The organism is Alcaligenes sp. 1735tsa3 (assembly GCF_024134565.1).
Lineage (GTDB): Bacteria > Pseudomonadota > Gammaproteobacteria > Burkholderiales > Burkholderiaceae_B > Alcaligenes > Alcaligenes phenolicus.
Window position 1 is genome coordinate 2,010,460 of the sequence record NZ_CP099862.1, and the last position, 25,232, is coordinate 2,035,691.

Consider the following 25,232-nt stretch of genomic DNA (forward strand, 5'->3'; position numbering starts at 1 on the left):
GCTGGGGGCTGAGCCTTGTGCGCAGCCCGGCGCGCAGTCTGTTTTCGATTTCTGGCCCTTGATTGAGAGGGGCCGGGCGTTCCGAATCCCGCCCAGGGCGGATCTTAATTGTTGATGGAGTTCATATTTCATGTCCAGGTTTGTCAATGTAGCTGCGGCCCAACTGGGTCCTATCGCGCGCAACGAAACCAAGAAGCAGGTGGTTGACCGCTTGCTGGCCCATTTGCATCAGGCCAAGAAAATGGATGTTGATGTGGTGGTGTTTCCCGAGCTGGCACTGACCACGTTTTTCCCGCGCTGGTTCAGCGAGGATATTTCCGATTTTGATTGTTTTTACGAAACCCAGATGCCGGGGCCGGACACCCAGCCCTTGTTTGATGCCGCTGCCAAATTGCAGATAGGTTTCTACCTGGGCTATGCCGAGCTGGTCATTGAAAACGGCGTAAAGCGTCGCTTTAACGTATCCATTCTGGTCGATAAAACCGGCACGATTGTGGGCAAGTATCGCAAGGTGCATTTGCCCGGTCACGGCCAGGACGAGCCCTGGCGTGCTTTCCAGCATCTGGAGAAATACTACTTTGAACCCGGCCACGAGTTCGGCGTGTGGTCGGCCTTTGGGGGCGTGATGGGCATGGCCTTGTGCAATGACCGCCGCTGGTCAGAAACCTACCGCGTCATGGGTTTGAAGGGCGTGGAAATGGTCATGCTGGGCTACAACACGCCGGTTCATAATCCGCCCGCACCCGAGCACGATGACTTGTCCATGTTCCATAACCATCTGGTCATGCAGGCCGGGGCCTATCAGAACGGCACCTGGGTGGTAGGGGTGGCCAAGGCGGGGAGTGAGGAGGGTATCGAGATGATTGGTGGCAGCGCGATTATTGCGCCGTCTGGGGAGATTGTCGCGGCTTGCTCGACCAAGGGTGACGAGCTGGCCATTGCCCGCTGCGATCTGGATCTGTGCCATTCCTACAAAAGCACGACCTTCAACTTTGAGCGTCATCGTCGACCAGAGGCTTATGGTTTGATCAGCTCGCAACGTGGAGCGGTAGTGCCATGGGCGTGAGCGAACACAAGCAAATGGATCTGGCCTGGGACGCCGTTAGCCTGACACAGGCCTTTGTGCGCATTCCCAGCCTGTCCGGGCAGGAACAGGCCATGGCGGACTTTGTGCAGCAAGTCATGCGGGACTTGGGCTTTGATCAAATCAGTGTTGATGAAAAAGGTTCGGTGCTGGGCTTTGTGGGCCCGGCCCAGGCCCCGCTGGCGCTGTTATTCGATGCTCATATGGATGTGGTCCCTATTGCTGGAACCTGGACGGTGGAGCCTTTTGGAGCGCAGATCAAGGATGGCCGCATGTATGGGCGCGGCACCAGTGACATGAAGGCAGGCTTGGCCGCTGCTCTGTGTGGCGCGGCGGCAGCGGCTCGTAGCGGCGCCTTGAAACAGCGTATTGCCGTGTCTGCCAGCGTGATGGAGGAAGTGATCGAAGGCTATGCCTTGTCTCATGCTCTGGAACAATGCACGCCCGGTGCCGTGGTGATTTGTGAGCCTTCGCGTTTGCGCATCATGGTTGGGCAGAAAGGGCGGCAGGAGATCTTGCTGCGCCTGCAAGGCCGTCCTGCTCATGCAGCCTTGCCGCACCTGGGAGTTAATCCGATTCAGGCCGCAGCCAGGGCGATTTCGGCCCTACAGACGCTGGAATTGCCGCAGGATGCGCAGGTGGGGCAGGCTTTGCTGGTGCCAACCGACATTATTTCTGACCCGCATCCTTCCATTTCGCTAATTCCTTCTTCCGTTACCGTGCGTTTTGATCGCCGCACCCTGGTGGGGGAAAGCAGTGAGTCGGTACTCAAGCAAATGGAGCAATGCTTGCAAGCGGCAGGCGTGGAGGGCTTTTCGCTGGAACTAGTGGACAGTCAGGTACAAACCTATACAGGCCAGCAGGCCAGCCCGGAGCGGGACTTGCCCGCCTGGCGATTGGATGAGTCGGCTCCTTTGGCGCAAGCCATGGTGCAAGCGGTCCAGCAAGCTGGGCGTGTGGTGGAAATGGATACCTGGTGGTTTTGCACCAATGGCTCCGAGTCCGCCGGGCGACGTGGCATTCCCACCATCGGTTTGGGGCCGGGCGAGGAAGCACAGGCGCATACGGCGGATGAGTCGGTAGCTATCGATGATGTTCTGGGGGCCAAGGACATTTACGAACAGCTTTGCCTTCAACTGGCGGGACAAGCGTAAGAGCAATCGGAGACAAGTGATGCGTATTGCAGTAGCGGGTTTTCAGCACGAGACCAATACCTTTGGCCCGGCCATGGCAACGATGGCGGACTTTGAGCATGGGGGCGGCTGGCCGGGGATGTGCCGGGCAGAGGCGATTGAACCTGCCTTGCGTGGTGCCAACATCCCCGCAGCCGGGTTTATGGCCGCCGCCGCACAAGCCGGGGTCGAGTGCGTCCCGCTACTGTGGGCCGCCGCCAGTCCTTCCGCGCCCGTCGAGGCAATGACTTACGAGGCAATCGTGGCGGAGATTCTGTACCGCCTGGAGCAAGTTCTGCCCGTGGATGCAGTGTATCTGGATTTACATGGCGCCATGGTAGCTGAGCATCGCGATGATGGGGAAGGGCATTTGCTGGTTCTGGTGCGCGAGATGGTGGGACCGGATGTGCCGGTGGTCGCCAGTCTGGACTTGCACGCCAATGTCAGCGACACCATGCTGGCGCAGGCCGATATGCTGGTGGCTTACAAAACCTACCCGCATGTGGATATGGGGCAAACGGGCGAGCGTACTTTTCAGGCGCTGATGCGTTGTCTGCAAAGCGGTCGTCGCCCTGAATTGGCCTGGCATCGACTGCCCTTCCTGATCCCAGCGATCTGGCAAAGCACCGAGATGGAACCGGCTGCCAGCCTGTACCGTCACTTGTCATCGCTGGAAGAAATAGAAGGCGAGGGGAGCGTGTCCTTCGCCATGGGCTTTCCTGCTGCAGATGTGCCAGAGTGCGGAGCGGTTTTGTGGGCCTATGCGCAGACGCAGGAAGAAGCCGATAGCCGTTTGGCAGGCTTTCTGGATGAGGTGCTTGATAAAGCCCAAGGCTTCCAAGGCAAGCTGTACGAACCGGACGAAGCTGTGCAATGGGCGCTGAGTCACCCTGGAAAAGGCCCGGTGATTATTGCCGATGCACACGATAACCCCGGCGGCGGTGCTAGCTCCGATACCTGTGGGCTCTTGCGTGCCTTGCTGAAAGCCAAGGTATCCGATGCGGCTTTAGGCTTGATCGTGGATCCGGAAAGCGCTGCTCTGGTCCACCAGGCAGGCGTCGGTAAAACCATCGAGCTGTCCTTAGGTGGAAAATCCGGCGTTCCCGGTGATATGCCTTTGCATGCACGCTTCTATATCGAGTCTGTATCCAATGGTCAGTTCCGTGCCACCGGCCCGTACTACGCCGGCTGTGCCATGAACCTGGGGCCCAGCGCCTGTTTGCGTATAGAGGGCGTGCGTATCGTCCTGGCTTCTTATAAGTCGCAAATGGCGGATCAAAGCATGTTCCGTTTTGTGGGTATCGAGCCGGAGCAGATGAAGGTACTGGTCCTGAAAAGCGCTGTGCACTTCAGGGCGGACTTTGGCAGTATCAGTGACCGTATCATTGTCGGCGCCGCCCCGGGAGGCGTTTCCATGCGCACCACAGACTTGCCATGGGAACGCTTGCCGGCAGAGCGCCTGCTGTATCCCGGTGGCCCCAGCCTGTCTCAATGGCGGATCATGCAATCAGAAGGGCGGGCCTGTTCACAATAGCTTTGCATTTTTTACCTAAGTAGGTATACTCCTGCCTTCACGGTTTTGATGCGGATTAGCTCGGTAAAATGAGCTTTGAAAATCAGACCGCCTGTTCAGACAAGTGTGGATTTCAATCGACACCGGGATTAACTATCAATAATCTCGAATCGAAAGAAAAAACCTAAAAAACACTTGCAAGAAAGGAAGAACAAGGTTATAGTTTAATTCTTTCGGGGCGTAGCGCAGCCTGGTAGCGCACTTGCATGGGGTGCAAGGGGTCGAAGGTTCAAATCCTTCCGTTCCGACCAAATTTAAAAAGGCCTACAGCATTTTTGCTGTAGGCCTTTTTTTTATTTCACCATGACTCCAGCACCGAACTTCGCTGGACTACGCTACAGCCAGATACAGCAGGTTTATCAATAACTTAGGCGAGCTCATCATATGCCGGTGCTTTCTGAAACTTGACCCGGCTTCCACCCGCTTGGCTCCCAACAGGCTCCTGGAAATCGGGTCTTCCGAGGAGTCATCATGGCGAAAATCAAACTCACCAAGTCCGCAGTCGATGCGGCACAAGCCCAAGCGCAGTCAGTCGAACTGCGCGATACCCTGGTTCCTGGCTTCCTGTGCAAGATCACCCCGGCAGGCCGCAAGGTGTTCATGCTCCAGTACCGCACAAACGCCGGAGAGCGGCGCAAACCTGCCTTGGGCCTATACGGAGAACTGACCGTCGAACAGGCTCGGTCGCTGGCGCAGGAGTGGCTGGCGCAAGTGCGCCGGGGTGGAGATCCTGCCGCAGAGAAGGCTGCAGCGCGTCAGGCACCCACAGTCAAGGAACTGTGCATCAAGTTCATGGAGGACTACTCCAGCCAGCGCAACAAGCCGAGCACGCAAGAAGGCTACCAGAGCGTCATTGATCGCAACATCATCCCAATGCTTGGTCGCATGAAGGTGCAGGATCTGAAGCGGCCTGACGTGGCTTCAATGATGAAGAAGATGGCGCACAAGCCCGCCGATGCGAACCGCACGTTCAGCGTGATGCGCAAGATGTTCAACTTGGCCGAGGTATGGGGCTATCGCCCTGACGGCACCAACCCATGCCGCCATGTGCCCATGTACCCGAACGGCAAGGCGACTCACCTCATCAGCGATGAGGAAATGGGCAAGTTGTTTCGCTACCTTGACCAGTTGGAGGCGGAAGGGCTGGAGCATGTAGTGATCCCGCTGGCCATCCGCCTGCAATTCGAGTTTGCTGCTCGCCTTTCTGAGATCGTCTCACTCCAATGGGATTGGATTGATCTGGAAAACCGACGGGTGGTGTGGCCTGACAGCAAGACAGGCGGTATGTCCAAGCCCATGAGCGAAGAAGCCTATCGGCTTCTTTCGACGGCGGCTCGCAATGCTACGACGCCCCATGTATTACCGTCTCCGCGTCACCCTGATCGGCATTTGACCGACGGGGAGTATTACAACGGTTGGAGCCGCACTCTCAAAGCCGCTGGCGTGACGCATGTGGGTACGCACGGCATCCGTCACCGCTCGGCGACGGACATTGCCAATTCTGGCATCCCGGTGAAGGTCGGTATGGCTCTGACGGCGCACAAGACCGTGGCGATGTTCATGCGCTACGTCCACACCGAAGACAAGCCCGTGCGGGAGGCCGCCGAGTTGGTGGCGAACCGGCGCAAGGCGATCACCGGCGCTAAGCAATCCCCTGCGGAGGTGACGGCATGAGCAGGCGCAAGGTGTCCACCCATTCACCAGCAGCGCCGAAGGCACTGTTGGGTGACATTCGGGCACTGATTGAGGCTGCGCGCCAGCGCGCTGCCTCGGCGGTCAATGCTGAACTGACCTTGCTGTTCTGGAGGATCGGCCAGCGTATCCATACGGAGGTGCTGGCCGGGCAGCGGGCCGAGTACGGCGAGGAAATCATGCCATCCCTGGCCGAGCAGCTTGTCCGCGACTACGGGCGCAGCTTCGCGGATAAGAACCTGCGCCGGATGGTGCAGTTCGCGGCCACTTACCTCGAAGAGCCAATTGTCGTGACGCTGTCACGACAATTGAGCTGGTCGCATTTCGTGGCATTGCTGCCGCTGAAAGATCCGCTCCAGCGGGACTATTACGCGCAGATGGCGAGCACCGAGCGCTGGAGCGTGCGGACGCTACGCGAGCGCATCGACTCGATGTTGTACGAGCGCACGGCGCTGTCCCAAAAACCGGAAGAAACCATCGCGCAGGAGTTGGCGACCCTGCGCGATGCAAAGCGCATGACCCCGGCGCTGGTCATGCGCGATCCCTACATCCTCGACTTCCTGGGGCTGCGGGATAGCTGGCAGGAAAGCGACCTGGAGGCAGCCATCATCCGCGAAATGGAAGCCTTCTTGCTGGAGCTGGGCGCGGGCTTTTGCTTCGTCGCCCGTCAGAAACGCATCCAGATCGACGACGAGGATTTCCACCTTGACCTGCTGTTCTACAACCGCAAGCTGCGGCGGCTGGTGGCGGTGGAGTTGAAGATCGGCGAGTTCAAGGCCGCGCACAAGGGGCAGATGGAGCTTTACTTGCGCTGGCTAGACAAGCACGAGCGGGAGCCAGAGGAGGCCTCGCCGTTGGGGATCATTCTTTGCACTGGCAAGAAGCGCGAGCAGATCGAATTGCTGGAACTGGACAAGTCCGGAATCCACGTCGCCGAATACCTGACAGCCTTGCCGCCGAGGGGCGTTCTAGTGGAGCGGCTACAACAGGCAACTCAACGGGCGCAGTTGCAGCTAGAACAGCGAGAAACGCGCAACGATTAGCCTTGTCTCAAACAGACTAGCTTCCCAATGTGCCGCTCAAGCTATCTGCGGTATCTGGCCTCCAATCACCTAAAACGATCCTAGTGGGAGTCCTGATCCTTCGCTGACCGATCATCAACTGATGCAGCAGATCAAGGGAACGCTCACTTGCGCACTGGGCTGCTCAAGACGGGGCAATCTATCGCTTGCCGAGCGTTACTTGACATGAATCTAAAAAAATGGGGACGTTGGAGTCCCCACTTAATTACTAAAAAATTATTCGATCACAATGATCGGATGACCTCGGTCACGCGGCGATCCCGGGAAATTCGAATAGCACACTCTCTTTCCAGGCGTGGCTGATGACTTTGACCCATAAACGCTTTCTCGACTAAAAAAGGTCGTTACACCGTCATCCCCGTCTATGAATCCGCTATATCCATTTTGAATCAGGTTGGTCACACTTCCAACTTTTCTGTCAACGCCGATAAAGCAAAGATTAGAAATCTTCGCAACAACATCATCAGCGGTAGGGCGATCTGCAACATTGTACTGAAGGCAGTCTTCCACGAGGGATTGTAACTGCTGCGCAAGAATCTTATATTGCGGGTTTGACGTCATGAAGTCCGGCCACGGTTCTCTATTTCTATTTTGAACATTGACAGCCGCCTGGAGATAGACGCCGAAAGGAACTTTTCCGGTCAATATCTGGAACATCATAGCGCCGAGCGACCAAATGTCGACTGAGGCGCCTGGGTGTTCACCCGGCTGCCTGAACATCATCTCTGGTGCCATATAAGGAAGAGCTCCGCGAATTGTTCCAGATGTCGATCTGGTTATATCGCCTTCCCGCGCAGCTTCGTCAAAGACTTCTTCTGTTAGTGTAGCGATGCCGAAATCAGTTATTTTCAGCTCATGCAAATTAATGCCATGTTCAACAATGATATTGCTTGGCTTCAAGTCACGATGAACAACTCCAGCATGATGTGAAGCGGCAACGCCTTTGGAAACGTGCAGAAATATACGAGCAGCGAGGTGCGGGTCGATAGCTCCAAAGGTCTTAAGCTTATTTTCAAGATTGTCACCATCAACGAACTCTTCAATAAGAAAAAGCCGACCATTCTCCTCAATGTAGTCTAGGGTTTTAGCGACGTTATGATGATTAACTCTAGCGGAAATTTTCGCACTGCTTTTGAATCTCTTATCGGGCTGTCCGGGTTGAGGTGTTTTTAGTGCAACGTTAGATTCCAATAATATGTCCTGCGCCAAATAGACGTCTTGCATACCGCCTCGACCGATATGGCGCTCTATGCGATAGCGCCCGGAGACAATATCTTGCGCATTCATGGCATTACCTCCGGGTTTGAAACATCAAAAGTCACGAACTTTCTGCCACTGCCGTTGCCGAAGGTTAGAACGCAACAGCCTGGCACTATCGCCCCTACAGTGACGGATGTGTTATTTATATAAACGGCACCAGTGACCTGAGTGACAGTGAAGGCTAAGCCGTCATATTCAATCGTGAGACTTCCCACGGTTGCATTCAGAGATATTCTTCTATTCTTGTGGTCTAGTGTGTTTGCTGCGCCGTTTAAAACAACCGTGGCACGATGCCTGTCCCTCAGAAGATGCTTCTCCAACAAATTCTTGATGGCTTGCATGGATGGCCTATCCTGCCTGCTTGTCGCAAGACATTGGAACAGGGCATTTGTAATTTCAGCGGGCATCCCAGCGAACGGAGTAGAAAAATCTGCTAGTGTTGGCTGGCTTGGAGGCCTATGACGCAAACTGAGGGGAGGCTCGTTGGTCAGCAAGGCCAGACATGTCACACCAAACGCATAGACATCAATGGAAGAGTCAAACGCGATTGTTTGGTCACCCCATAGTTCCGGCGCCATAAATATAGGAGTTCCTATTATGCTCCTAGTCTCTGCATCGGCATTAGTTCTAGACAAACCGAAATCAAGAATCTTAACGACACCCTCGCCATCTATTTTTATGTTTCCGGGTTTAATATCTCGATGGATGATTCTGTGCGAATGAATGTCAGCAAGTCCGCATGAAATCTGCCATATCAGGTTTAGATAATCCGCATTGGCAGAAAGAGATCCAACTTGGAGTGTCTCTCCATCAATAAACTCAAGGACAATAGCGGGCTGTTGCGTGACTACTCCTTGAATATTTACGATGTCATAAAGTTGAACGACGTGTTTCGACCTAACTTTTGACAATGCCTTTTGCTCATCGAGCAATCTACGAACTTCGACGCCAGCCTGCAGATGCTTTAGCACAACTTGACGTTGTAGATGTAGATCTTCGCAAAAAATTACCTCCCCCATTCCGCCCCTGTCGGAGTTATCGAGAGTTTTATATCTATTTGCTATCAACACCGACGTCTCCCTGTTCGGCAGAACTGCCAATTTCTATATCCAGTTGAACTTCTTCTGGGTAATTCTCGTTTTTCTTTTTTCGAGATTTGCGAACGGGTGGCTTTGACTTCTTCGTCGCCCCCTCATTCGTCGGCGGCTTACTGGGTATCAGTTGGGATGAAAAATTATTTTTTGCTTCATTCGTCTCGTTTGGAACTTGAGCGTTTTTTGCATTAAAGGCCTGGTCTTCCTCTCGCAGCCAAAGCGTGGTTAGATCTCCAGCTGCATCCCATAAACGGATTCCGCTTCCTTCATATCGTGCAAGCGATGGAGGCATTCCGGCAATGTCAAATATGGCCGATGTTGAGTTGTCATTCCCCCCGCACCACATCGCGACAGAATTCAGACGCTCGGAGGCATCATTAAGGCTTGATGAATTTTCTAGAATCCTGCTGAGGGTTTTTTCTTCTATGCCGTGTATGCCATCAGTGGTAATGGCGCAAAAACCTTCCTGACAAAAAAAATCAGTTATCTTAGGCTGCATCGAATCGCCCATTCCAACAAATTGGAGTAGTTCTCGACCGCTTCCACCAACAGCTTCGACGAGAGAGTCGTCCGTTGTGTGCCGCTCAACCTTTTTCCCAGCCCCGAAAGTGTAGACACGCGTATCGCCAAGATGAACAATTATCTTGGTGCCTTGAGAATCAAGCAAAACGGCAGTCAGCGTAGAGCCGCCATCGCCTCGATATGTGTCGAACACCTGTTTGTTTGACGCTTTTACAGCTTCATAGGCCCGTTCCTTGATACCTAAATTACGGTGCTGTATCAAAGAGTAGAAGAAGCTCGATATTGCCAATGAAGAGCATTTCCCTCCATCGCGCATGCCTCCCATGCCATCAGCAACTGCTATCGCAAACAGGGGATTTATCGACTTCTTTCCAGTATAGAGAGCGGCCACTCGATCCTGATTCTCCTTTCGAACCAGTCCTATATCACTGGATAGCACAAAAGGAATCTCAAGGGATTGACTGGACGTGCGGTCTGCAAGACGCCTAGAAATCCAAGCTTGTATGTTTTCTTGGAATGGGTGCATTGTGTTTTCGTAACTCCTATATTGAAAGCAATCTATTTGCGTCTTCTTTCGGACTTACGTCACTTTGATTTTGAAATGCTGTGCGATAGTTACATTCTAGCTGAGGCACTTCAAAGCGTCACGCTCATAGTGGCTCACGTCGCCGACGCTTCCGACCGTCTCGGGCGGGGCCGCTTGCAGGCTGAGCAGCACGAGTAGGCCAAGCAGCAATTCGTGCGTTCCGGCGTGCCGCCGTCGGGTTCGCGGGCTGCGCCCCGCGCCTCGTGCCGAATCGCGGCCATTCGGCTTTGACCCCTGACGTCTTCGGCCCTGAAGGGCCTGCGCGCTTCGCTTGGCATGAAAACCTACTGTGCGCTGTGGGTGGGAGTGGGCGGTCTTGCTGTTCCCTTCACCGTATCACGGCGTTCTCGCCGTCAATGGCTGCACGCGCCATGCGCGCTTGCGGCCCATTGGCCGTCTGCGACCCCTGACTGCTTGCGCTGCGCCGTGCTGGCCACGGTTCCGGGCAATTCCGCCCGTGCAACCGGAGCACGATCATGTCGCAACTTTCTCTTTCTTCCTTCGATTCCGTTCTGATGGTTCGTAGCGCGCGTGGGCGCTACCAGCCAGCTTCTGCCGATCAGATCCTCGAAGCCGCACGCCTGGTCATCGACCAGAACATGCCGCGCGGCGAATCCTTTACATCACCGATGGCGGTAAAGGAGTATCTGAGCACCAAGCTGGCGTGCCTGGAGCATGAAGTCTTCGCAGTGTTGTTCCTCGATACGCAACATAGGCTGATCGAGTACAGCGAGCTTTTCCGGGGCACCATCGACAGTGCATCGGTGTACCCGCGTGAAGTTCTCAAGGAGGCACTGCGGCCCAATGCAGCGGCAGTCATCATTTCTCATAACCACCCGAGCGGGAATCCCGAGCCTAGCGCAGCCGATAAGTTGCTGACGAAGCGACTTCGGGAGGCGCTGGCGATGGTGGACGTGCGCGTGCTGGATCACATCGTTGTGGGTGGCACGAAAACGACGTCGTTTGCGGAATACGGCCTTATTTGATCCTAGGGGCTTCGGCCCCTTCTCTCAAAACAAACCGAGCATGGGGCGGTAGTCTTCTTGAACTCTAGGCCGACGCCTCTGCAAAATACTCTTGAATCAAGTCTCTATTATTAAAATAAGCGTCGAGAACCTGAATCAAGAATATATTTCCGTTGACTCTGGAATTGAATGGGATCATTGATCCATCGACTTTGAATGTCTTTACCTTTCTATGCCCCTTTACTCCTGCATTGCCCATTCTTTCCTCATACTGTTCAATGGTGTAAATAATGAACTCATGATCCAGGTGGGTTATAAAGAACTCATCACCTCTTGAAGTGTATTCAAGGTGAATAACCTGCGTGACGACATTGTCATCAGCCAACTCAAAATCCTCCAGGAATTCTTCAAATGTCAAGCTCTGCTTTATTTGGTCATGCTGAATCCACAGATTGTTGTTGTAATTATCTGTAGAGTAGAATTTGGATAGTTCGGGTAGGGATGAAATATTCAATTTCATTGGAGATCCAAACTCCTTCTCCTCCATCGAAGGAACATAATCGGAAACGTAATCCACCCTGAATGCAATTTCAGCAATCATTCTTTGTTCAATCAGGGATTCAATGCTCGCTAGCAAGCCTCTTGGTACTTTGATCCAGAAATACTTATCTAGCCGGCTGTCCTGTATCGTTTGGCTGTCCTTGTCATTGAATATTTGAATATTGTCACTGAGGCTAATGAGTTTGTATTTTGAAAACTGGAGATCCTCCTTCTCTATGTCAATTCCCACCTTTTCATATTCAGACCTGACGACATCAGAATATTTCATGCTCAGCATGTCGCCCCTGCCTTTTTCGGACTGGTGTTTTCGATACAAAATGGAGCCAATCGAGTAATTGACATAGTTATTTCTTATATATTTAGTGCCGTCTGCATTGTGGATTATTTTGTAAGCGTTATTGAACACCTCTAACGATCCTGCGTACTTATCTAGGTGGCTGCCTAGAGAATCAATAAGCTGCTGAAATGTCTTTATAGAAAGCTTGCTATCAACAAGATCAAGTTGCGGAGTGTAAAACCTCAATGCATCCGGATGACCTCTCGTTGCATCTAGTTTTTCCATTATTGCTTGCTTTTCATTGATGCATTCATTGGTGTAAGCCTGCATCACGTCGGACTGAAATTTTTCGTCTGTGGATGAGGCATCAATGAGGGGAAATAGTCTTTTGACAACAGTCGGATTTTCCCCAAGAAATGCATCGCAGAATCTCCCGAAGCTCGACCGCTCATCTTCTTCGAGATGAATGCCGTCTATTTCTTCAAATATATTTTTCATTTTTCCTCCAAAATAGTTATGCATTGAATAGTAACCATTGAAGCCACTGGCGTCTCCGCTTCGCAGACCGCGCTGCTCCAGGTTCGCTATTCGCTCATCCCGGACGGTGACCTGCCCCCAGACTTAGTACGGCACCGACATAGAGTCCAGGGTTAAAAACCGTTGTTGCCGATGCGCCTGAGCAAACTGCTCTGGCGTTAAGTATCCCAGCGCGCTATGCGGGCGTTCGGTGTTGTACTCGACACGCCAGTCTTCGATCAAGGATTTGGCTTGGCGCAGCGACATGAACCAATGCTCATTCAAGCATTCATCGCGGAATTTTCCGTTGAAGCTCTCGATGTATGCATTCTCCACGGGCTTGCCTGGTCTGATGAACGACAGCTCCACGCCGACCTGATAGGCCCAAGCGTCCAAGGCCCTGCCGGCAAACTCCGGGCCGTTGTCCACGGTGATGGATTTGGGCAGCCCACGCAGTTCCGAGAGCCGTTGCAGCACCTGTGCCACTCGCAATCCTGGCAGTGATGTATCGACCTCGATGGCAAGACACTCGCGCGTGTAGTCATCGACGATGTTCAAGCATCGGAACCTGCGGCCATAGGCCAGTCCGTCGGACACGAAGTCCATCGACCAGCTCTGATCCGGCGCCGTCGCAACGGGACGAACTACTCGTTCTGCGGGCGCGATGCGCTTTCGGCGACGCTTACGAACGCTCAGGTCGGCTTGGCTGTAAAGCCGCCAGATCCGCTTGTGATTCGTCTGCCAGCCTTCACGGCGCAGCAGAATATGGATGCGCCGATAGCCGTAGCGTCGCTTGAGCGCTGCCATCTCCTTCATGCGCTCGATCAATGCCACATCGCCCGTACGCTTACTTTTATAAGCGAATAGCGACCGGGAGATGCCTACCAGCCCGCAGGCCCGGGTGATACCCATGCCGCGCTCGGTCATCAACGTCCTGACCGCTTCGCGTTTGGCCTGCGGGCTTGCTACTTTCGGCTCAAAAGGTCCTGAAGCGCAGCCTTGTCCAGCATCGATTCAGCCAACAGCTTCTTGAGCTTGTTGTTCTCTTGCTCCAGCTCCTTCAGTCGCTGGGCGTCCGAGACGGTCATACCGCCGAACTTCGCCTTCCAGTTGTAGTAAGTGGCCTCCGAGATCCCGTGCTTGCGACACAGTTCGGCCACCTTAGCCCCTGCCTAGGCCTCCTTCAGCACCCCGATGATCTGTTCTTCCGTAAATCGTTTCTTCATTGCCGTTCCTTTGTGAACGGACTCTACATCGATTTCGTACTAACCACGGGGAGCAGGTCAGATCGGCTGTTCGGCTCGGCCGAATTGCGTCTGGGCGCCGACAAGGGCGACGTGGTGCGCATCGAGCGCACCGATGGCGTTGTCGGCAGAGTCGGGAGGAACTGAGCATGCGCCAGGACGACACTCCAGACCTTGCCGCCCCATCAGCGACGGGCAAGATCGCTCCCGAAGCGGTGGCGCTGCGCGCCCAGCCACGCCCGGTCACGCGATTGAACCGGCGCACGCTGGCCATCCTCGTCGGCGGCCTGTCGGTCGCCGTACTCGGCGCGCTGATCTGGTCGCTGCAACCGCAGCACCGCACGGCAAGTGAATCCGCCGAGCTGTACAACGTGGATCGCGTCTCGCGCTCCGAAGGCCTCGACCAGCTTCCCACCGACTATTCCAAGCTGCCAGCGCTGCCGCCCGACGTGCCGGAGCTGGGGCCACCTCTGCCGGGTGATCTGGGGCCAGCCATCGTCAATTCGCAGCAGCCAGTTGCCGCCGCCTATGCCGCGCCCGGCTACGACCCCAACGATGCGTTACGCAAGGAAGAAGAAGCAGCGGCAGCTTCATCGGTGTTCTTCCGCACTGGTTCTCCGCAGGCCGCGCCAGTGGCGCAGTCGCAGGTCGCTGCCGCCCAGGGCTTCGCTGCCAATGCCGCTTTCGATCCGCTGGCCGCTGGCCCGGCTTCGACGGCGGCCCAGCCTGCGGATCCGACTGCCGTGCAGAACCGGCAAGACCAGAAAGAGGCGTTCCTGAAAGCCTGTTCTACGGAAACCCGCAATTCCGGCAATCTGGCGCTTCCCGCGTCGCCGTATCAGGTGATGGCCGGAACGGTGATCGCCGGTGCGCTGGTGACAGGCATCAAGTCCGACCTGCCGGGCGATGTGATCGCCACGGTGACGGAGCCGATCTACGACACGGCCACCGGCAAGTTCCTGCTGATCCCGCAGGGTTCGCGCATCCTGGGCAAGTACAACAGCCAGGTCAGCTACGGCCAGAGCCGCGTGCAGGTGGTGTGGAACCGTATCATCCTGCCCGACACGTCATCGCTCACGCTCGACAACCTAGTCGGCACAGATCCGGCAGGCTATGCCGGGCTGGAAGACGAGGTCGATTGGCATTGGGGCCGCATCTTTGCCGGTGCGGCGCTGACCGCGCTGCTGGGCGTGGGGGCCGAACTGGCCGCGCCCGAGAACCGCCAGGACGGCAACCGCATCGTCATCGCCGGGCGCGACAGCGCGCAGGACAGCATCAATCAGGTCGGCCAGGAGATCACCCGGCGCAACATGAACATCCAGCCCACGCTGACCAGCCGCCCTGGCTTGCCGGTGCGCATCATCGTCAATCGCGATCTGGTGCTGCGGCCCTATCAGCCGCTGTTCTTCAACAAGGGGACTTCACGATGAGCACGACCAGGAGACTGCGGCTGGGGCCGCTGCCCAAGACCGAGAACATCAAACTGACCTTAGCTTGCCCGGCCGGCCTGAAAGCCGACCTCGACCGCTACGCCGCGCTGCACGCGCAGGCGTATGGCGAGGCTGTCGATGCCACGACGCTGATCCCGCATATGCTGGAGGCGTTCATGGCGGGGGATCGGGGATTCAGGAAGGGTGGTGCGGGCAAGGTCGCGCCACCAAAACCAAGCTGATGATCCGCAGTAACCAAGCAGCCCCCTCTCGAACGCGCAGCCGAACGCTGCGCGCTCTTCGTTCTGGGGTGCCGCGAACGATTGGACTATGATGGCTGAACAAGCCCGCCGTCCCTTGGCAATCGTCACCGCCACAGCGCGACCCGGCTTGCTTTCTCAAGGCTCCTATGTGGCTCCCAGCCCACAACGCCGCCTCCACGGCAAGCGTCACGAAACAGAGCTAACCTATTGCCCCGTATATGGTTTCAAGCCCCGCGTGATTTGCACGAAAGGCTTGACACCGGACATTTTTTATTGCTGTAGTGGTTTTATGGGATGTACCCGCCAATGGCGGGTAAAGCAGGATCAGGCTTTCAAAGGAATAACGCTCCAGGAGGCGTATTCTCCAAAATTCGCCCGGCAATGCGGGCAGGTTTCGCTGAGCAAAGGGATTATTTGGTCGCAATTTGGACATGTGCCTTTCGGACCGAGGTCAGCAAGCCGCTTGTTTTCCCGACGCGCTTGTTCTGCTTCCAGAGCCGGGTCTGGCCAATTTGGCGAAGAGAGCAGTCTTGCCTTGAAGGTTTCTGCTTCTGCGTCGGAAATTGTGCCACTGATCAGTTGATCCTCGATCACTCTTGCTCTTTCATGGCGCCATTGGGTGTTCAGAAAGCGCAGGCGGACAAAGATACCGCCTAGAAAGATGCGTAGCGCTGCGGGTTCCATCAGGCTGTAGTGCAGATGGAGTTCACCAAAATTCGTGGTCAAAACTATAAATGTTTGTGTCGTTTTCTTGCTGGTTAAGGCATTCAAGACACCTGCTATTGCCATCCCGGTCAGTGCCCCATCGACATCGAATCCACCTCCAATAAAACCTCCGCCGCTTACGACTGTGCCGGGACCATTGACAGAGAGATCGGCCACTTCGATTAGAGAGAAGGGGATGGTTCTGGTAGCCGAGTTGCAGCTTACCGTGTCACCTTCAAAAACGAGATTGACACTATCGCCGGGTAGAAACGGAAATCCGGGAGCGCCCAGGACGGTGCATTCATGAAGAATGATGGGGGAGTTTTGAGCTTGATTGGTCATCTGCGTACGGCCGCTTATCTATTTGGAGTGACTGTTTTAAAACTGGAACTTTTGGGGAGCACCGGATTCGCTTATTTCCATTTCGATGCAGCTCTCTAAAATGGAATAACTGCCGCCGGTCGTGCGTGCCACGCGGTCGCAATAAGTGCTTGTCTTGCTAGGGACAGACTCCCAAATTCTTTTCAAGTTGTTGTAGGCAGTCTGCTCCATTTTGATGCATTCGTTTGTGATCATTGCCGAACCTCCTGAAACAGCGGAGACGCTTTCACAGTAGGAGTTTGGGTCGTATCGGGGTAGCTCAGCAGCATACGCGGCTGACGACATACAAAAAGCAGTGGCTCCGATCAAGGCTGTTCTCATCTTCATAATCTCTCCAATGATGATTGGCTTGTAAAGGTCAGGAGCCAGGTGGCTCCTGGCTTCTTTAATGGTGTCTGTGCTGCAGGAAGCTTTCCAGGGTGTACCTTGTGCAAGGATTGAGGCCAACCCTGTCAGACAGATGATTAGGAGGCTGTGTGCCTGTGTTTGGCCTACTTGGATTCTTCCGCCAGAAGCGTTTTGAAATCCGCGTGGGTAACCAGTGCGCGGATCGCATCCTGAATGGCACCCAAGCCTGCCTGTGCCGTTTGATTGCATGCCGTTTCACCATAAAAACTGGAGGTGTATTTATGGGTGTTGTTGACGGCAATTGACTTTCCATTTGAAGAGCTAAGTTCCATACCCACTGTCCATGTTCCGCCCATGGAGTCAAAATCCAGGGTAGTCAGCCTGCCTGTAAGTTCAAGGGTGGATTCTTTTTCATAAATATTTGCGATGATCAATTCGCTAATTAGCGCTTTGCGAACATAGTCGGCATAGCTTTCTCCATCAGGTGTTTTGATGGGCCCGACTGCACGACACATGATTTCCCCAGGCTGACTGTCTTTATTTGTGGGACTGTCGTTACGGAAGTCCCCAACACTGGCCTTTACATCGCCAACAGCCCGTAGAGCGACTACTGTATCGGTAGAGATGCTGTATCGTGGAACAGCATAAGTAGAACAACCAACCAATACGGTCGAAAGAGCTAAAACTGCGATTGTTTTCATAACGCTATCTCACCTTCCTCTATCAAACTAAAATTTTGTTACTTGATTTCTAAAAAATAAGGAGCCGAATTGCTCCTTTTCTTCTTTTGCTTAATTTTTCTTGTGTAAAGTCCTCAAAGCTTGAACTGCGTTCGTCGTCATTGCTTGTTCGTTCGATTTATATTCTCAAGATTGATAGGGGCATGAGATTTCAGGATGTTTTTCTTGATTTTTTCCGCAGTAAATCGTTGCGCCTTATGAATTTCTTGATGTTATTTCATAGAGCAATTTGTTGTTCCCTTAATCAATAGCCTGTCGATCATAGCTATTTTTTTCTTGAATGGCGATGGAGGCATTCTTGTTGATTTGATGAGTATTGGTGAAAGGGATTGCTCGCTTGTCTCAAGAGTGGGGAAAGTCCAAGTTGTTGCGGTGCGTCTAGCTATTTAAAAAGCCCGCATTGCGGGCTTTTTATTTGATCAGGTCCTGACTAGCTGTATTACCACCCCCAGCAAGTCCCCGCCGCAGGCTTGCCGCAATTGCGGTAGTTCACTGCAAACCACAGCTTTCCTGCACCCCGTGGGCTACCGTCAGATTTGACGTCGTTGCGTGGCAGTTCTTCCAGGGTGTCGCGCGCTGTTTTTGTGTCGGATTCACTGGCAGCGTCCGGTTCCAGGACGATACGGCCTAAAGCTGCTGCATCACGGTCTTCAAAGACTAGATCCGTGTCTTTCAGAGCCGTCATTTTCAGGGCGGCATCGCGCACGGCAGCCGCGTAGCTGTCGTTTGAACCACCGGGTTTCAAGGTCTTGTTCAAGGTGCTCACCGCCAGAATCTGGGCCGGTGTGGCGGGTGGGGCCATCTGGTATTCGTGCAGCTTGGGCAGTTGGCCCTCGGAAGCTTGGCGGCGCAGCCAGTCGCCCCACAGAAACTCTGCGTATTCAGGCAGCTTGCCGTTTTTATAGGCAAGGTCGCGGGTGAAATACACCAGGGAGCGATAGCGATCTTCCTGCATGCCACCGGCTTCTTTTTCGCTGGCCAGCCCAACGCGGGTGGGCAGTTGATCGACAGTAATAGCCTGGTTTTCACCATCACGCAGCCAGACCAGTTTCTCTTTGCTCATGCGCTCCCAGAAGGCGGAGGCTTCGCGGATGTTGCTGTAGTTGGCGCTGACTTTTACCCAGACGGGCAGTTTGGGGCCGCCGTCCGGGATTTCGCGCAGGGAGGAGAAGGTGTGGTGGCCATCGGTCAGATAGAGATTGCCGTCCCAGCCTACGACCACGGTTTTCAGGTTTTCTGTTTGCGAGCCCAGAGGGTCTTTGCACAGATAGGTGGTGGGCTGGTCCAGGCGGGCAGCTTGAGCCTCAGCGATGGTCAGAAATTTTTGAGCACGTTCGGTTCCGCCCATATCCTCGCAGTAGTCGTCAAACTTCTTGCCGATGGTGCGATTCAGGTAGTCCAGTTGCTGTTTGGGGTCCTTAGCCCAAGTGGGCCGATCCAGATCGCCTTGCCAGCGTCCCAGCTTGTAGTAAACCTGATCGTAGCCAATGGCCGCTTGGGTGGGATGCAGTTCTTCGATGCGGACCTTGATGACATCGCCTGCCTTGCTGTCCAGATAGGCGGTGTTGCGAGGTGGTTCCGGGTCTTCAGTGACGGGTGGCGTCACGACGGGGGCTTCGGGGGAGTGGCTGCCGCCTGTGCTGGAGCCGCTGTCGCAGGCTGCCAAGGCCAAGGGCAACAGGGCGATACCCAGGGCACGCAGAAGCTGTTGTCGGGCGGGGACAAGAGAGTGCAAAGAAGCGAGGTTCATGGTCCGTTGGGGATTTTGTTGGAAGATCCTAGATCATGAGGGATGGGTATTGCCGGAACATTGCATTCAGAAACATTCATCGCTTGTGCGGGATAGCTGCCCGCTTGTCACGGCCGGGGCGAAATTGTGACCAGCTTGCTCAGTCCTCTCCCATGCGGACTGAATCCCGTAAACTGTCCACGCTTGAATTAAATCGCTAAATCACTTCCTGGCTGTGGGAGCTGGTTTTAAAAGGTCATTAATGTCGCTCTACAAAAAAGCCTGGCTGTTCACCTTGTTCAATATCTTGCTCCTGGTCGCCTTGTATTTTGGGCTGCCTGTGTTCGACCGTGTGTTGGGGACCTTCGGGTTTTTAGTCTTTGGCTTTTATATTCTGGGCCAGGGCTTGGTAGCCATGACCGTTTTTACTTGCCCAAAGTGCGGTTTGTCGCCGTTCATGGGTAGCCAGAGCTTGTTCACCAGTTATTCGCCCTTTCCGCGCAAGAAGTGTGGCCAGTGCGGGCATGACCACACTCAGACTGAGTAGGGCAAGTTGCGATCCGGCGGCCCGGCGGCCCGGCCCGGTGCACTGATTCCTTGTTGACTCAGTCCTTGCGCAGCGGGTTCTCCTTCCTGGATTAGTCGGGTTGATGGTTGTGATCCACCACCATATTGTCTCCAAAGGTGGAGAATTTGGCGGTCACTTCGGCGGGCAGTTTGGCTTCTGCTGCGCTAGTGTTCTTGACCAGGCGTTCTGCCGCTTCAGCGCTCATGCCTGCCATGGTTAGAGTCTCGACATCGTTCAAGCCATCGCCACCACACATATGAACATTCCATTCCCCATGACGACTCTTTAATAGCGCACGACCACCACGTGTCAGTTGCGTCCAACCCGCCAGGGCGTAGTCACCCTCGATTACGATAGGCTCCACCACAAGAGGGGCTTCGGGGCTGTCCCAAATCGCCTTCATGGCTTGGGAGATGCGATCGGCCTCTGATGGTGCAGCGTGAGCCATGCCCGTGAACATAGCGAACAAGATGAATAAAGCCATGGCGAAGAAAAGCCCATGGAGTGCCACTTTGAAGGTCTGGTGATGTTGTGAAGCGGTTTTCATAAGGACTCCTTGTTTCTCAAGCTAATAAAAGACAGGGTGGGGCTGTCGCCCCGAGCTGAGTGCCTAGCTGACTTGTGGGCAGCCAAGAGGCAGTGATCCGGTATGTAAAGCGCGATAGCCGCGATTTGACGGGCATGACGAACCTCTTAACAAGATGAAAAAAAGCGGGATCAATACTGGATCTGCACACCAGCAAAGACAGATCGCCCTGTGCCCGGCTCGAACAAGGGCGAAGAGGTTGTGGCGTAGTCCGTAATGCTGGCGCTGGCGATGTATCGACGATCTGTCAGATTGCGGCCATCTATATAGAAGGAGTAGGGGCCGCGTTCCCATCCGGCTCGCAAGCCAAGCAAGGCATAGGAGCTGGTCTTGGTGGTATTGGCGTTATCCACGTAGTAAGCCTGGGGCACCCATTCCACATTGGGGCCAATGTGAAAGCCCGACGGGTGTTTGTAGATAATCTCTGCCCGCAGATAATGCTTGGGTACGCCGGGCATTTGATTGTTGTTCCAGTCCCGATCATTGTCGAATTTGAAGTTGCTGTAGGTGTAGGCGCCTTTGATGTCCAGGCTGTCACTTTGCAGACCTTGCACCAACAAGCCACGAGCGGCCGTCCACTGCACACCCAGTTCTATGCCTTGATGGGTTGTGCGATCTGCGTTGACGGTTTTGTCGCAAATGTTCCAAGGCGCGCTGATGCATTGCAACTCGTTTTTGACGCGGGCATGGTACAGGGAGACGTCCCAGGCCACGTTTCCGTTTTCCCCCCGGGTGCCTATTTCGAAGGTGGTGGCACGTTGAGCTTGCAGACGATCCAGATCATTGCGGGTCGAGAACGTCATGTCGTCAAAAGTTGGCGGCTCGGCGCTGCGGGAAATATTGCCGTAGATTTGCCACTGCGGACCTGCATCCCATAACAGGCCTAATTTGGGATTGAAAAAGTTGTAGCTCTTGTCCCCGGATCGGGTGGCGGGCAGGCCGCCGTTATACAAGTCCTGACGCTTACGTTGGGCGTGCATGTACTGCAGGCCGGTAATCAGGGATAAGTCCGAACCAAGACTCCAGGCGTTTTCGGCATAGGCGGTCAGGTTGTTGGCCCTGTCTTTGCTGGCAGACAGCTTCTCCCGCCGTTTGCCTCCTACGTTTACAGAGTTTTGAGCATCAATCTTGCCTGCCGACCATTTCAAGCCTAGCGTGAAGCGGTTGTCTCTGCCTGCAAGCGGGCTGGTGTTGACCAGCCTGCCGTAAGCGCCGTAGCTGCTCGTGTCTCTATCAACAAACTGATAAATAGGGTGCCGTAGTGAGCTTTGCTCGAACCAGCCACCCAGTTCGTATTGAGTCTCCCCCATGACCAGCACTGTGCGGTTGGCAATGCGGCCTCCGTCCAGGTTGAGCTGCCAGTCGTGCTCTTTATTGGCTTTGGCAGCTTGCCGTGGATTATTCAGAGCCTGATCGCGGCTGACCGAGCCGGGAATATCCTGGTGAATTTGATAGCCGCTCAAGTAAAAACGGGTTTCTGACCAGTCTGAAAGCCGCCAAGCCAGGTTTGCGCTGGCCCGCGAGGAATGGCCAGCACTCTGCTCTCTGTAGCCATCTTGAGTTTGCCAGGAGCCGGAAATCACGCCATCCAGCTTCTCGCCCGCAAAACCGCTGCCAAGTTGCACGCGCCGCCAGCCAAAGCTACCGGTATCCAGACGCCCTTGAAAGGCGTCGGCATCATGGCCGGTGGGGGTGACGAAGTTGATGGCCCCACCTAAAGTAGCAGCTCCGTACTGCAAGGCATTGGCGCCTTTATAGACCTCGGTATAGCGGTAGGCTGTAGGGTCGATGCGATGAAAATTGCTGCTGCCGTCCGGGTCATTTAATGGAATGCCATCCTGGTACAAGCTGATGCCGCGCAGATGGTAATACCGCGACAGACCCGAGCCACGTATGGACAGACGTGCATCATCTCCCCATTTGGGCTGTGCAAACACCCCGGGTGTGTAGTCCAGCATGTCTTTGACGGTGGCGGCCTTAGTGTCACGCCAGGCGCTCTCGGGCACCAGCGCCACCCCGCCCGCGACTTGCTCAATGGTTTTTTGAGCGCTTTGCAGGTCTGGAACGGTCAGACTTTTACCACGCTCTGGAGTGACGATGACGGGAGCCAGTGTTGGCGTCTGTGCATGAGCAAGGCTGGTCCAGGAGCTGGAAAACAGCAAGGTCAGAGCCAGGACGCTGCTTCGTGTGCGTGGTGATGTTTGTGCCGAGTGAAGAGAGGGCGAAAAAGGGGCGGTCTGCACGGCGCACGCCTGTGCAGAAACACAAAAAATGGACATAAAAAAACCTTGGATGACTTCGCTGAAAAGCGACTGCACATACAGCAGTCGACGACGAGAGATCAAACAAGGTTGGCAGGGGGAGCGCGTGACCCTAGCGGTGGCCCCAAGGCAGGCAAGGGCGGCAAGCTCTGATTACGGTGTACTAGCAACAAAGGCTGGTGAACCACCGGGGCATCCAGGCTTGCCATATCAGCGCTGGGCAGGGCTACTTGAGACAGGACCAGTGCGTAAGGGCACTTCTGCATATCCGCGTGTTCATTGGATTGCGGCGGATCGGCCTGTCCTGTCAGGCTCATCCAGATCGTGCTGGGCGTTCCTCCGGGGGCGCAAAGCGTGACGGAAAAGAAGCCATTCTGTTCACCCGAGCTATCGGGCATGTAGCCTGCCGGGACCAGCGAACGGCTTAGAAATGACAGGATCGCCAGGCAAAAAAGAACTTGCCAGGCTATGCCATTCTTAGCGAGAGAGCTGTGCCGGTGGATAGACATGGCGGGATTGTATTACAACTGCTTCTCAATTAGCTTTGATTTATCTTATGCCCGGACTCCGTCATTAGTGATGGATCACGATTTTTCCAAAGCGATCGCGCTGTTGCAGATAGCGGTAGGCTTCATGCGCGTTGTTGAAATCGAAGACCCGGTCGATCACCGGATGGATCCGGTGCTGGCTAATGACTCGATTCATGGCTTCCAGATCACTGCGACTACCTACACCAATGGCTTTGTAGTTGGCCTGACTAAAGACCAGATCCATGACATCCAGCGATTGCACGGATTTTCCCAAGGAGCCGATCAAGGACACTTGCCCACCTACAGCAATCGTTTTGATGGATTGTGCAATTGTCACCGGGCCACCGACATCGACAATACGATTTGCGCCTTCGCCATGTGTGTAGTCTCGTACAAGCTCGGACCATTCTGGCGTGTCTTTGTAGTTGAAAACCTTGTCAGCCCCTAACTGCAGCAGCTTGTCGAACTTATTGTCTGAAGAAGTGCTGGAGATGACGTAGGCTCCCATTGCCTTGGCCAATTGAATGGCAAAAATGGACACGCCACCTGCTCCTTGTGTCAGCACTGTATCGCCTGCATTAATACCGGCCAGTGCGGACCAGGCCGTCAAGGCTGCGCAAGGCAGGGTTGCTGCCTCTTCAAAACTCAGATGGGCGGGCATAGGCGACAAGGCCTCTGCCGACACGACTTTGTATTGAGTCAGCCAGCCGTCATGCTCAACACCATATTGTTCCCGGCCTGCGTAGGCTGGGCCACCGAACCAGTTCGGGAAAAAACTGTTGATGACACGGTCGCCCAACTTGAAGCGCTGCACGCCGGGGCCAAGGGCATCAATGATTCCTGCTGCATCTGACAGTGGTACAGCTCCTGGCGTAGTGGGATAGCGCAATGTACCTTTCATGACCAACAGGTCTCTGAAGTTCAAGGACGAAGCCATGACTTGAACCCGCACTTGTCCGGGACCTGGTTCGGGAAGCGGTTCCTGACCTCGTGTCAGGTAGTCCAAACTGCCATATTGTGTAAAACGGTAGGTGTCCATGCATGCTCCTGTTGATACTTGCATGGAGCATGCTAGGCCTGAGGCTTCAGACGATCTATAGTTAAAAATCCGATTTTCCTGTCTTATCGTCTGATAGTCATGAACCCCTTTGATGAAATTCTGGATGGCATGCGTTTGCAGCATGCTTTGTATGCGTGCTTCCAACTGCGTGCGCCTTGGGGCGTCAGCTTTGACACCGGCGAGTATGCGCGGCTGTTGATTGTCAGCAAAGGAGCCTGTTATTTGAAGGGGGAGCAGCGGGCCGATCCCGTGCTGCTGGAAGCGGACACCTGCATGCTTGTTCAACCAGGGGTGCAATTCTCGCTGTGTGACGGCAAGGAAAATCCGCTGGTTTCCTGTGAGACTTTGGCTCGGTATCCGCATGCTGAGCCGATCATCCATGGGGGCGATGGGGCTGTGACTGAAATCGTGACGGCCCGCTTTGCTTTCAACAAGTTGGCTGCCGAACCCCTGTTCAGTGCGCTTGGCCCCTTGGTACACACTCGCTTGAGGGCGGAAGATGCTGCCGCCATAAAAAGCATCCTGCATGTGCTGCAAACCGAAGCGCAAAGCCGGGATTATGGAACTCAGCTGATTAACGCCCGTCTGGTTGATGTGATGTTCATTCAGGTGCTGCGGGCTTTATCGCACTGTGCCTCCTTGGGGGCAGGGCTGTTGGCGGGTATTCGAGACCCCAGGATGGCCCCGGTCTTGCAAGCTGTGCATCAGCAGATTGCGCATCCGTGGTCGGTGGAGGAAATGGGCGCATTGATCGGGCTGTCCCGGTCCACCTTTTCTGCTTTGTTCAAGGCGGCTGTCGGGCAAGCCCCCTTGGCGTATTTGACGGCTTGGCGTATCTATAAAGCCAAGCTTTTGTTGGCAGCCGGTTCGCAGACGATAGGGCAAATTGCCGCGCAGGTGGGGTATGACAATGAGTCCAGCCTGAGCCGTGCTTTTAGCCGTTTGGAAGGAGTCTCGCCCGGTGTGTGGCGGCAGAGGCAAAGAGCCGGAGTTTGATGTCCGG

At 54.7% G+C, this 25,232-nt stretch carries 22 protein-coding genes, 1 tRNA gene and 2 pseudogenes; 12 read left to right on the forward strand and 13 right to left on the reverse strand.

The window, feature by feature from the left end; all coding sequences use genetic code 11:
• Window positions 1-130: 130 nt before the first annotated feature.
• The 6 genes from NIZ92_RS09285 to NIZ92_RS09310 all read left to right on the forward strand — a co-directional run bounded on the left by NIZ92_RS09285 (window position 131) and on the right by NIZ92_RS09310 (window position 6,564).
• The gene (locus tag NIZ92_RS09285; protein WP_009454329.1) at window positions 131-1,066 is read left to right on the forward strand and encodes an N-carbamoyl-D-amino-acid hydrolase; all 936 of its coding nucleotides are present in this window, start codon (window positions 131-133) and stop codon (window positions 1,064-1,066) included.
• Complete coding sequence (locus tag NIZ92_RS09290) at window positions 1,057-2,238, forward strand: YgeY family selenium metabolism-linked hydrolase (protein ID WP_254003151.1); 1,182 nt, start codon at window positions 1,057-1,059, stop codon at window positions 2,236-2,238. Before NIZ92_RS09285 ends, NIZ92_RS09290 begins: the two co-directional genes overlap by 10 nt.
• 19 nt (window positions 2,239-2,257) lie before the next feature.
• Window positions 2,258-3,790 carry a M81 family metallopeptidase gene (locus NIZ92_RS09295; RefSeq protein ID WP_254003152.1) on the forward strand — a complete coding sequence of 511 codons (1,533 nt, stop codon included), beginning with the start codon at window positions 2,258-2,260 and terminating at the stop codon, window positions 3,788-3,790.
• Window positions 3,791-4,003: 213 nt separating this feature from the next.
• Window positions 4,004-4,080, forward strand: a tRNA-Pro gene (locus NIZ92_RS09300).
• A gap of 220 nt (window positions 4,081-4,300) precedes the next feature.
• Entirely contained in the window at window positions 4,301-5,503 is a 1,203-nt protein-coding gene (locus NIZ92_RS09305; protein ID WP_254003153.1) for a site-specific integrase, read from the forward strand.
• A complete protein-coding gene (locus NIZ92_RS09310) occupies window positions 5,500-6,564 on the forward strand; it encodes a YhcG family protein (RefSeq protein WP_254003154.1) in 1,065 nt (354 codons plus the stop codon). The genes NIZ92_RS09305 and NIZ92_RS09310 overlap by 4 nt, the downstream gene beginning before the upstream one ends.
• Window positions 6,565-6,819: 255 nt before the next feature.
• On the opposite strand, the gene NIZ92_RS09315 is transcribed toward NIZ92_RS09310, so the two are convergent.
• From NIZ92_RS09315 to NIZ92_RS09325, 3 genes are read right to left on the reverse strand one after another with little or no spacing between them, the layout of a single operon-like run.
• Window positions 6,820-7,890 (reverse strand): serine/threonine-protein kinase, encoded by a 1,071-nt coding sequence (locus NIZ92_RS09315; RefSeq protein WP_254003155.1) that lies wholly within the window; start codon window positions 7,888-7,890, stop codon window positions 6,820-6,822.
• Window positions 7,887-8,882, reverse strand: coding sequence for a serine/threonine-protein kinase (locus NIZ92_RS09320; protein ID WP_254003156.1), 996 nt, complete (start codon window positions 8,880-8,882; stop codon window positions 7,887-7,889). The genes NIZ92_RS09315 and NIZ92_RS09320 overlap by 4 nt, the downstream gene beginning before the upstream one ends.
• A gap of 34 nt (window positions 8,883-8,916) precedes the next feature.
• Window positions 8,917-10,005 (reverse strand): PP2C family serine/threonine-protein phosphatase, encoded by a 1,089-nt coding sequence (locus NIZ92_RS09325; protein ID WP_254003157.1) that lies wholly within the window; start codon window positions 10,003-10,005, stop codon window positions 8,917-8,919.
• A gap of 536 nt (window positions 10,006-10,541) precedes the next feature.
• On the opposite strand from NIZ92_RS09325, the gene radC reads away from it, so the two are divergent.
• A complete protein-coding gene (gene radC, locus NIZ92_RS09330; protein ID WP_254003158.1) occupies window positions 10,542-11,051 on the forward strand; it encodes a DNA repair protein RadC in 510 nt (169 codons plus the stop codon).
• A 64-nt stretch (window positions 11,052-11,115) separates the two neighbouring features.
• Here radC and NIZ92_RS09335 read toward each other — a convergent pair whose 3' ends face one another.
• Together NIZ92_RS09335 and NIZ92_RS09340 are read right to left on the reverse strand one after the other, a co-directional pair.
• The gene (locus NIZ92_RS09335; RefSeq protein WP_254003159.1) at window positions 11,116-12,366 is read right to left on the reverse strand and encodes a hypothetical protein; all 1,251 of its coding nucleotides are present in this window, start codon (window positions 12,364-12,366) and stop codon (window positions 11,116-11,118) included.
• A gap of 123 nt (window positions 12,367-12,489) precedes the next feature.
• Window positions 12,490-13,610: pseudogene (locus tag NIZ92_RS09340) on the reverse strand (IS3 family transposase).
• Between the two features lie 60 nt (window positions 13,611-13,670).
• On the opposite strand from NIZ92_RS09340, the pseudogene NIZ92_RS09345 reads away from it, so the two are divergent.
• From NIZ92_RS09345 to NIZ92_RS09355, 3 genes and pseudogenes are all read left to right on the forward strand, one after another.
• Window positions 13,671-13,775 (forward strand): annotated as a pseudogene (locus NIZ92_RS09345) (P-type conjugative transfer protein TrbG); the annotation flags it as partial.
• A 2-nt stretch (window positions 13,776-13,777) separates the two neighbouring features.
• Window positions 13,778-15,058, forward strand: coding sequence for a TrbI/VirB10 family protein (locus NIZ92_RS09350; protein ID WP_254003160.1), 1,281 nt, complete (start codon window positions 13,778-13,780; stop codon window positions 15,056-15,058).
• Window positions 15,055-15,300, forward strand: a complete 246-nt coding sequence (locus NIZ92_RS09355; RefSeq protein WP_254003161.1) for a DUF2274 domain-containing protein — start codon at window positions 15,055-15,057, stop codon at window positions 15,298-15,300. Before NIZ92_RS09350 ends, NIZ92_RS09355 begins: the two co-directional genes overlap by 4 nt.
• A 345-nt stretch (window positions 15,301-15,645) precedes the next feature.
• On the opposite strand, the gene NIZ92_RS09360 is transcribed toward NIZ92_RS09355, so the two are convergent.
• The 4 genes from NIZ92_RS09360 to NIZ92_RS09375 form a co-directional block, all read right to left on the reverse strand.
• On the reverse strand, window positions 15,646-16,368 hold the full coding sequence (locus NIZ92_RS09360; protein WP_009454248.1) for a zinc ribbon domain-containing protein: 723 nt from the start codon (window positions 16,366-16,368) through the stop codon (window positions 15,646-15,648).
• Between the two features lie 36 nt (window positions 16,369-16,404).
• Window positions 16,405-16,602 carry a hypothetical protein gene (locus tag NIZ92_RS09365; RefSeq protein WP_009454246.1) on the reverse strand — a complete coding sequence of 66 codons (198 nt, stop codon included), beginning with the start codon at window positions 16,600-16,602 and terminating at the stop codon, window positions 16,405-16,407.
• 296 nt (window positions 16,603-16,898) lie between these two features.
• Window positions 16,899-17,456 carry a hypothetical protein gene (locus NIZ92_RS09370; RefSeq protein WP_031232077.1) on the reverse strand — a complete coding sequence of 186 codons (558 nt, stop codon included), beginning with the start codon at window positions 17,454-17,456 and terminating at the stop codon, window positions 16,899-16,901.
• Between the two features lie 478 nt (window positions 17,457-17,934).
• Window positions 17,935-19,245 carry a ParB/Srx family N-terminal domain-containing protein gene (locus tag NIZ92_RS09375; protein ID WP_254003162.1) on the reverse strand — a complete coding sequence of 437 codons (1,311 nt, stop codon included), beginning with the start codon at window positions 19,243-19,245 and terminating at the stop codon, window positions 17,935-17,937.
• 241 nt (window positions 19,246-19,486) lie between these two features.
• Between NIZ92_RS09375 and NIZ92_RS09380 the strand changes: the two genes are divergently transcribed.
• Window positions 19,487-19,771 carry a hypothetical protein gene (locus tag NIZ92_RS09380; protein WP_009454242.1) on the forward strand — a complete coding sequence of 95 codons (285 nt, stop codon included), beginning with the start codon at window positions 19,487-19,489 and terminating at the stop codon, window positions 19,769-19,771.
• 91 nt (window positions 19,772-19,862) lie between these two features.
• On the opposite strand, the gene NIZ92_RS09385 is transcribed toward NIZ92_RS09380, so the two are convergent.
• The 4 genes from NIZ92_RS09385 to NIZ92_RS09400 all read right to left on the reverse strand — a co-directional run bounded on the left by NIZ92_RS09385 (window position 19,863) and on the right by NIZ92_RS09400 (window position 24,208).
• Complete coding sequence (locus tag NIZ92_RS09385) at window positions 19,863-20,339, reverse strand: copper uptake system-associated protein (protein WP_254003163.1); 477 nt, start codon at window positions 20,337-20,339, stop codon at window positions 19,863-19,865.
• A 170-nt stretch (window positions 20,340-20,509) separates the two neighbouring features.
• Complete coding sequence (locus NIZ92_RS09390) at window positions 20,510-22,621, reverse strand: TonB-dependent receptor (protein ID WP_254003164.1); 2,112 nt, start codon at window positions 22,619-22,621, stop codon at window positions 20,510-20,512.
• Between the two features lie 98 nt (window positions 22,622-22,719).
• Complete coding sequence (locus NIZ92_RS09395; RefSeq protein WP_367881692.1) at window positions 22,720-23,148, reverse strand: DUF2946 family protein; 429 nt, start codon at window positions 23,146-23,148, stop codon at window positions 22,720-22,722.
• Window positions 23,149-23,212: 64 nt separating this feature from the next.
• Window positions 23,213-24,208 carry an NAD(P)-dependent alcohol dehydrogenase gene (locus NIZ92_RS09400; protein ID WP_254003166.1) on the reverse strand — a complete coding sequence of 332 codons (996 nt, stop codon included), beginning with the start codon at window positions 24,206-24,208 and terminating at the stop codon, window positions 23,213-23,215.
• Window positions 24,209-24,307: 99 nt separating this feature from the next.
• Between NIZ92_RS09400 and NIZ92_RS09405 the strand changes: the two genes are divergently transcribed.
• Window positions 24,308-25,225 (forward strand): AraC family transcriptional regulator, encoded by a 918-nt coding sequence (locus tag NIZ92_RS09405; protein WP_254003167.1) that lies wholly within the window; start codon window positions 24,308-24,310, stop codon window positions 25,223-25,225.
• The last annotated feature ends 7 nt before the right edge of the window (window positions 25,226-25,232 follow it).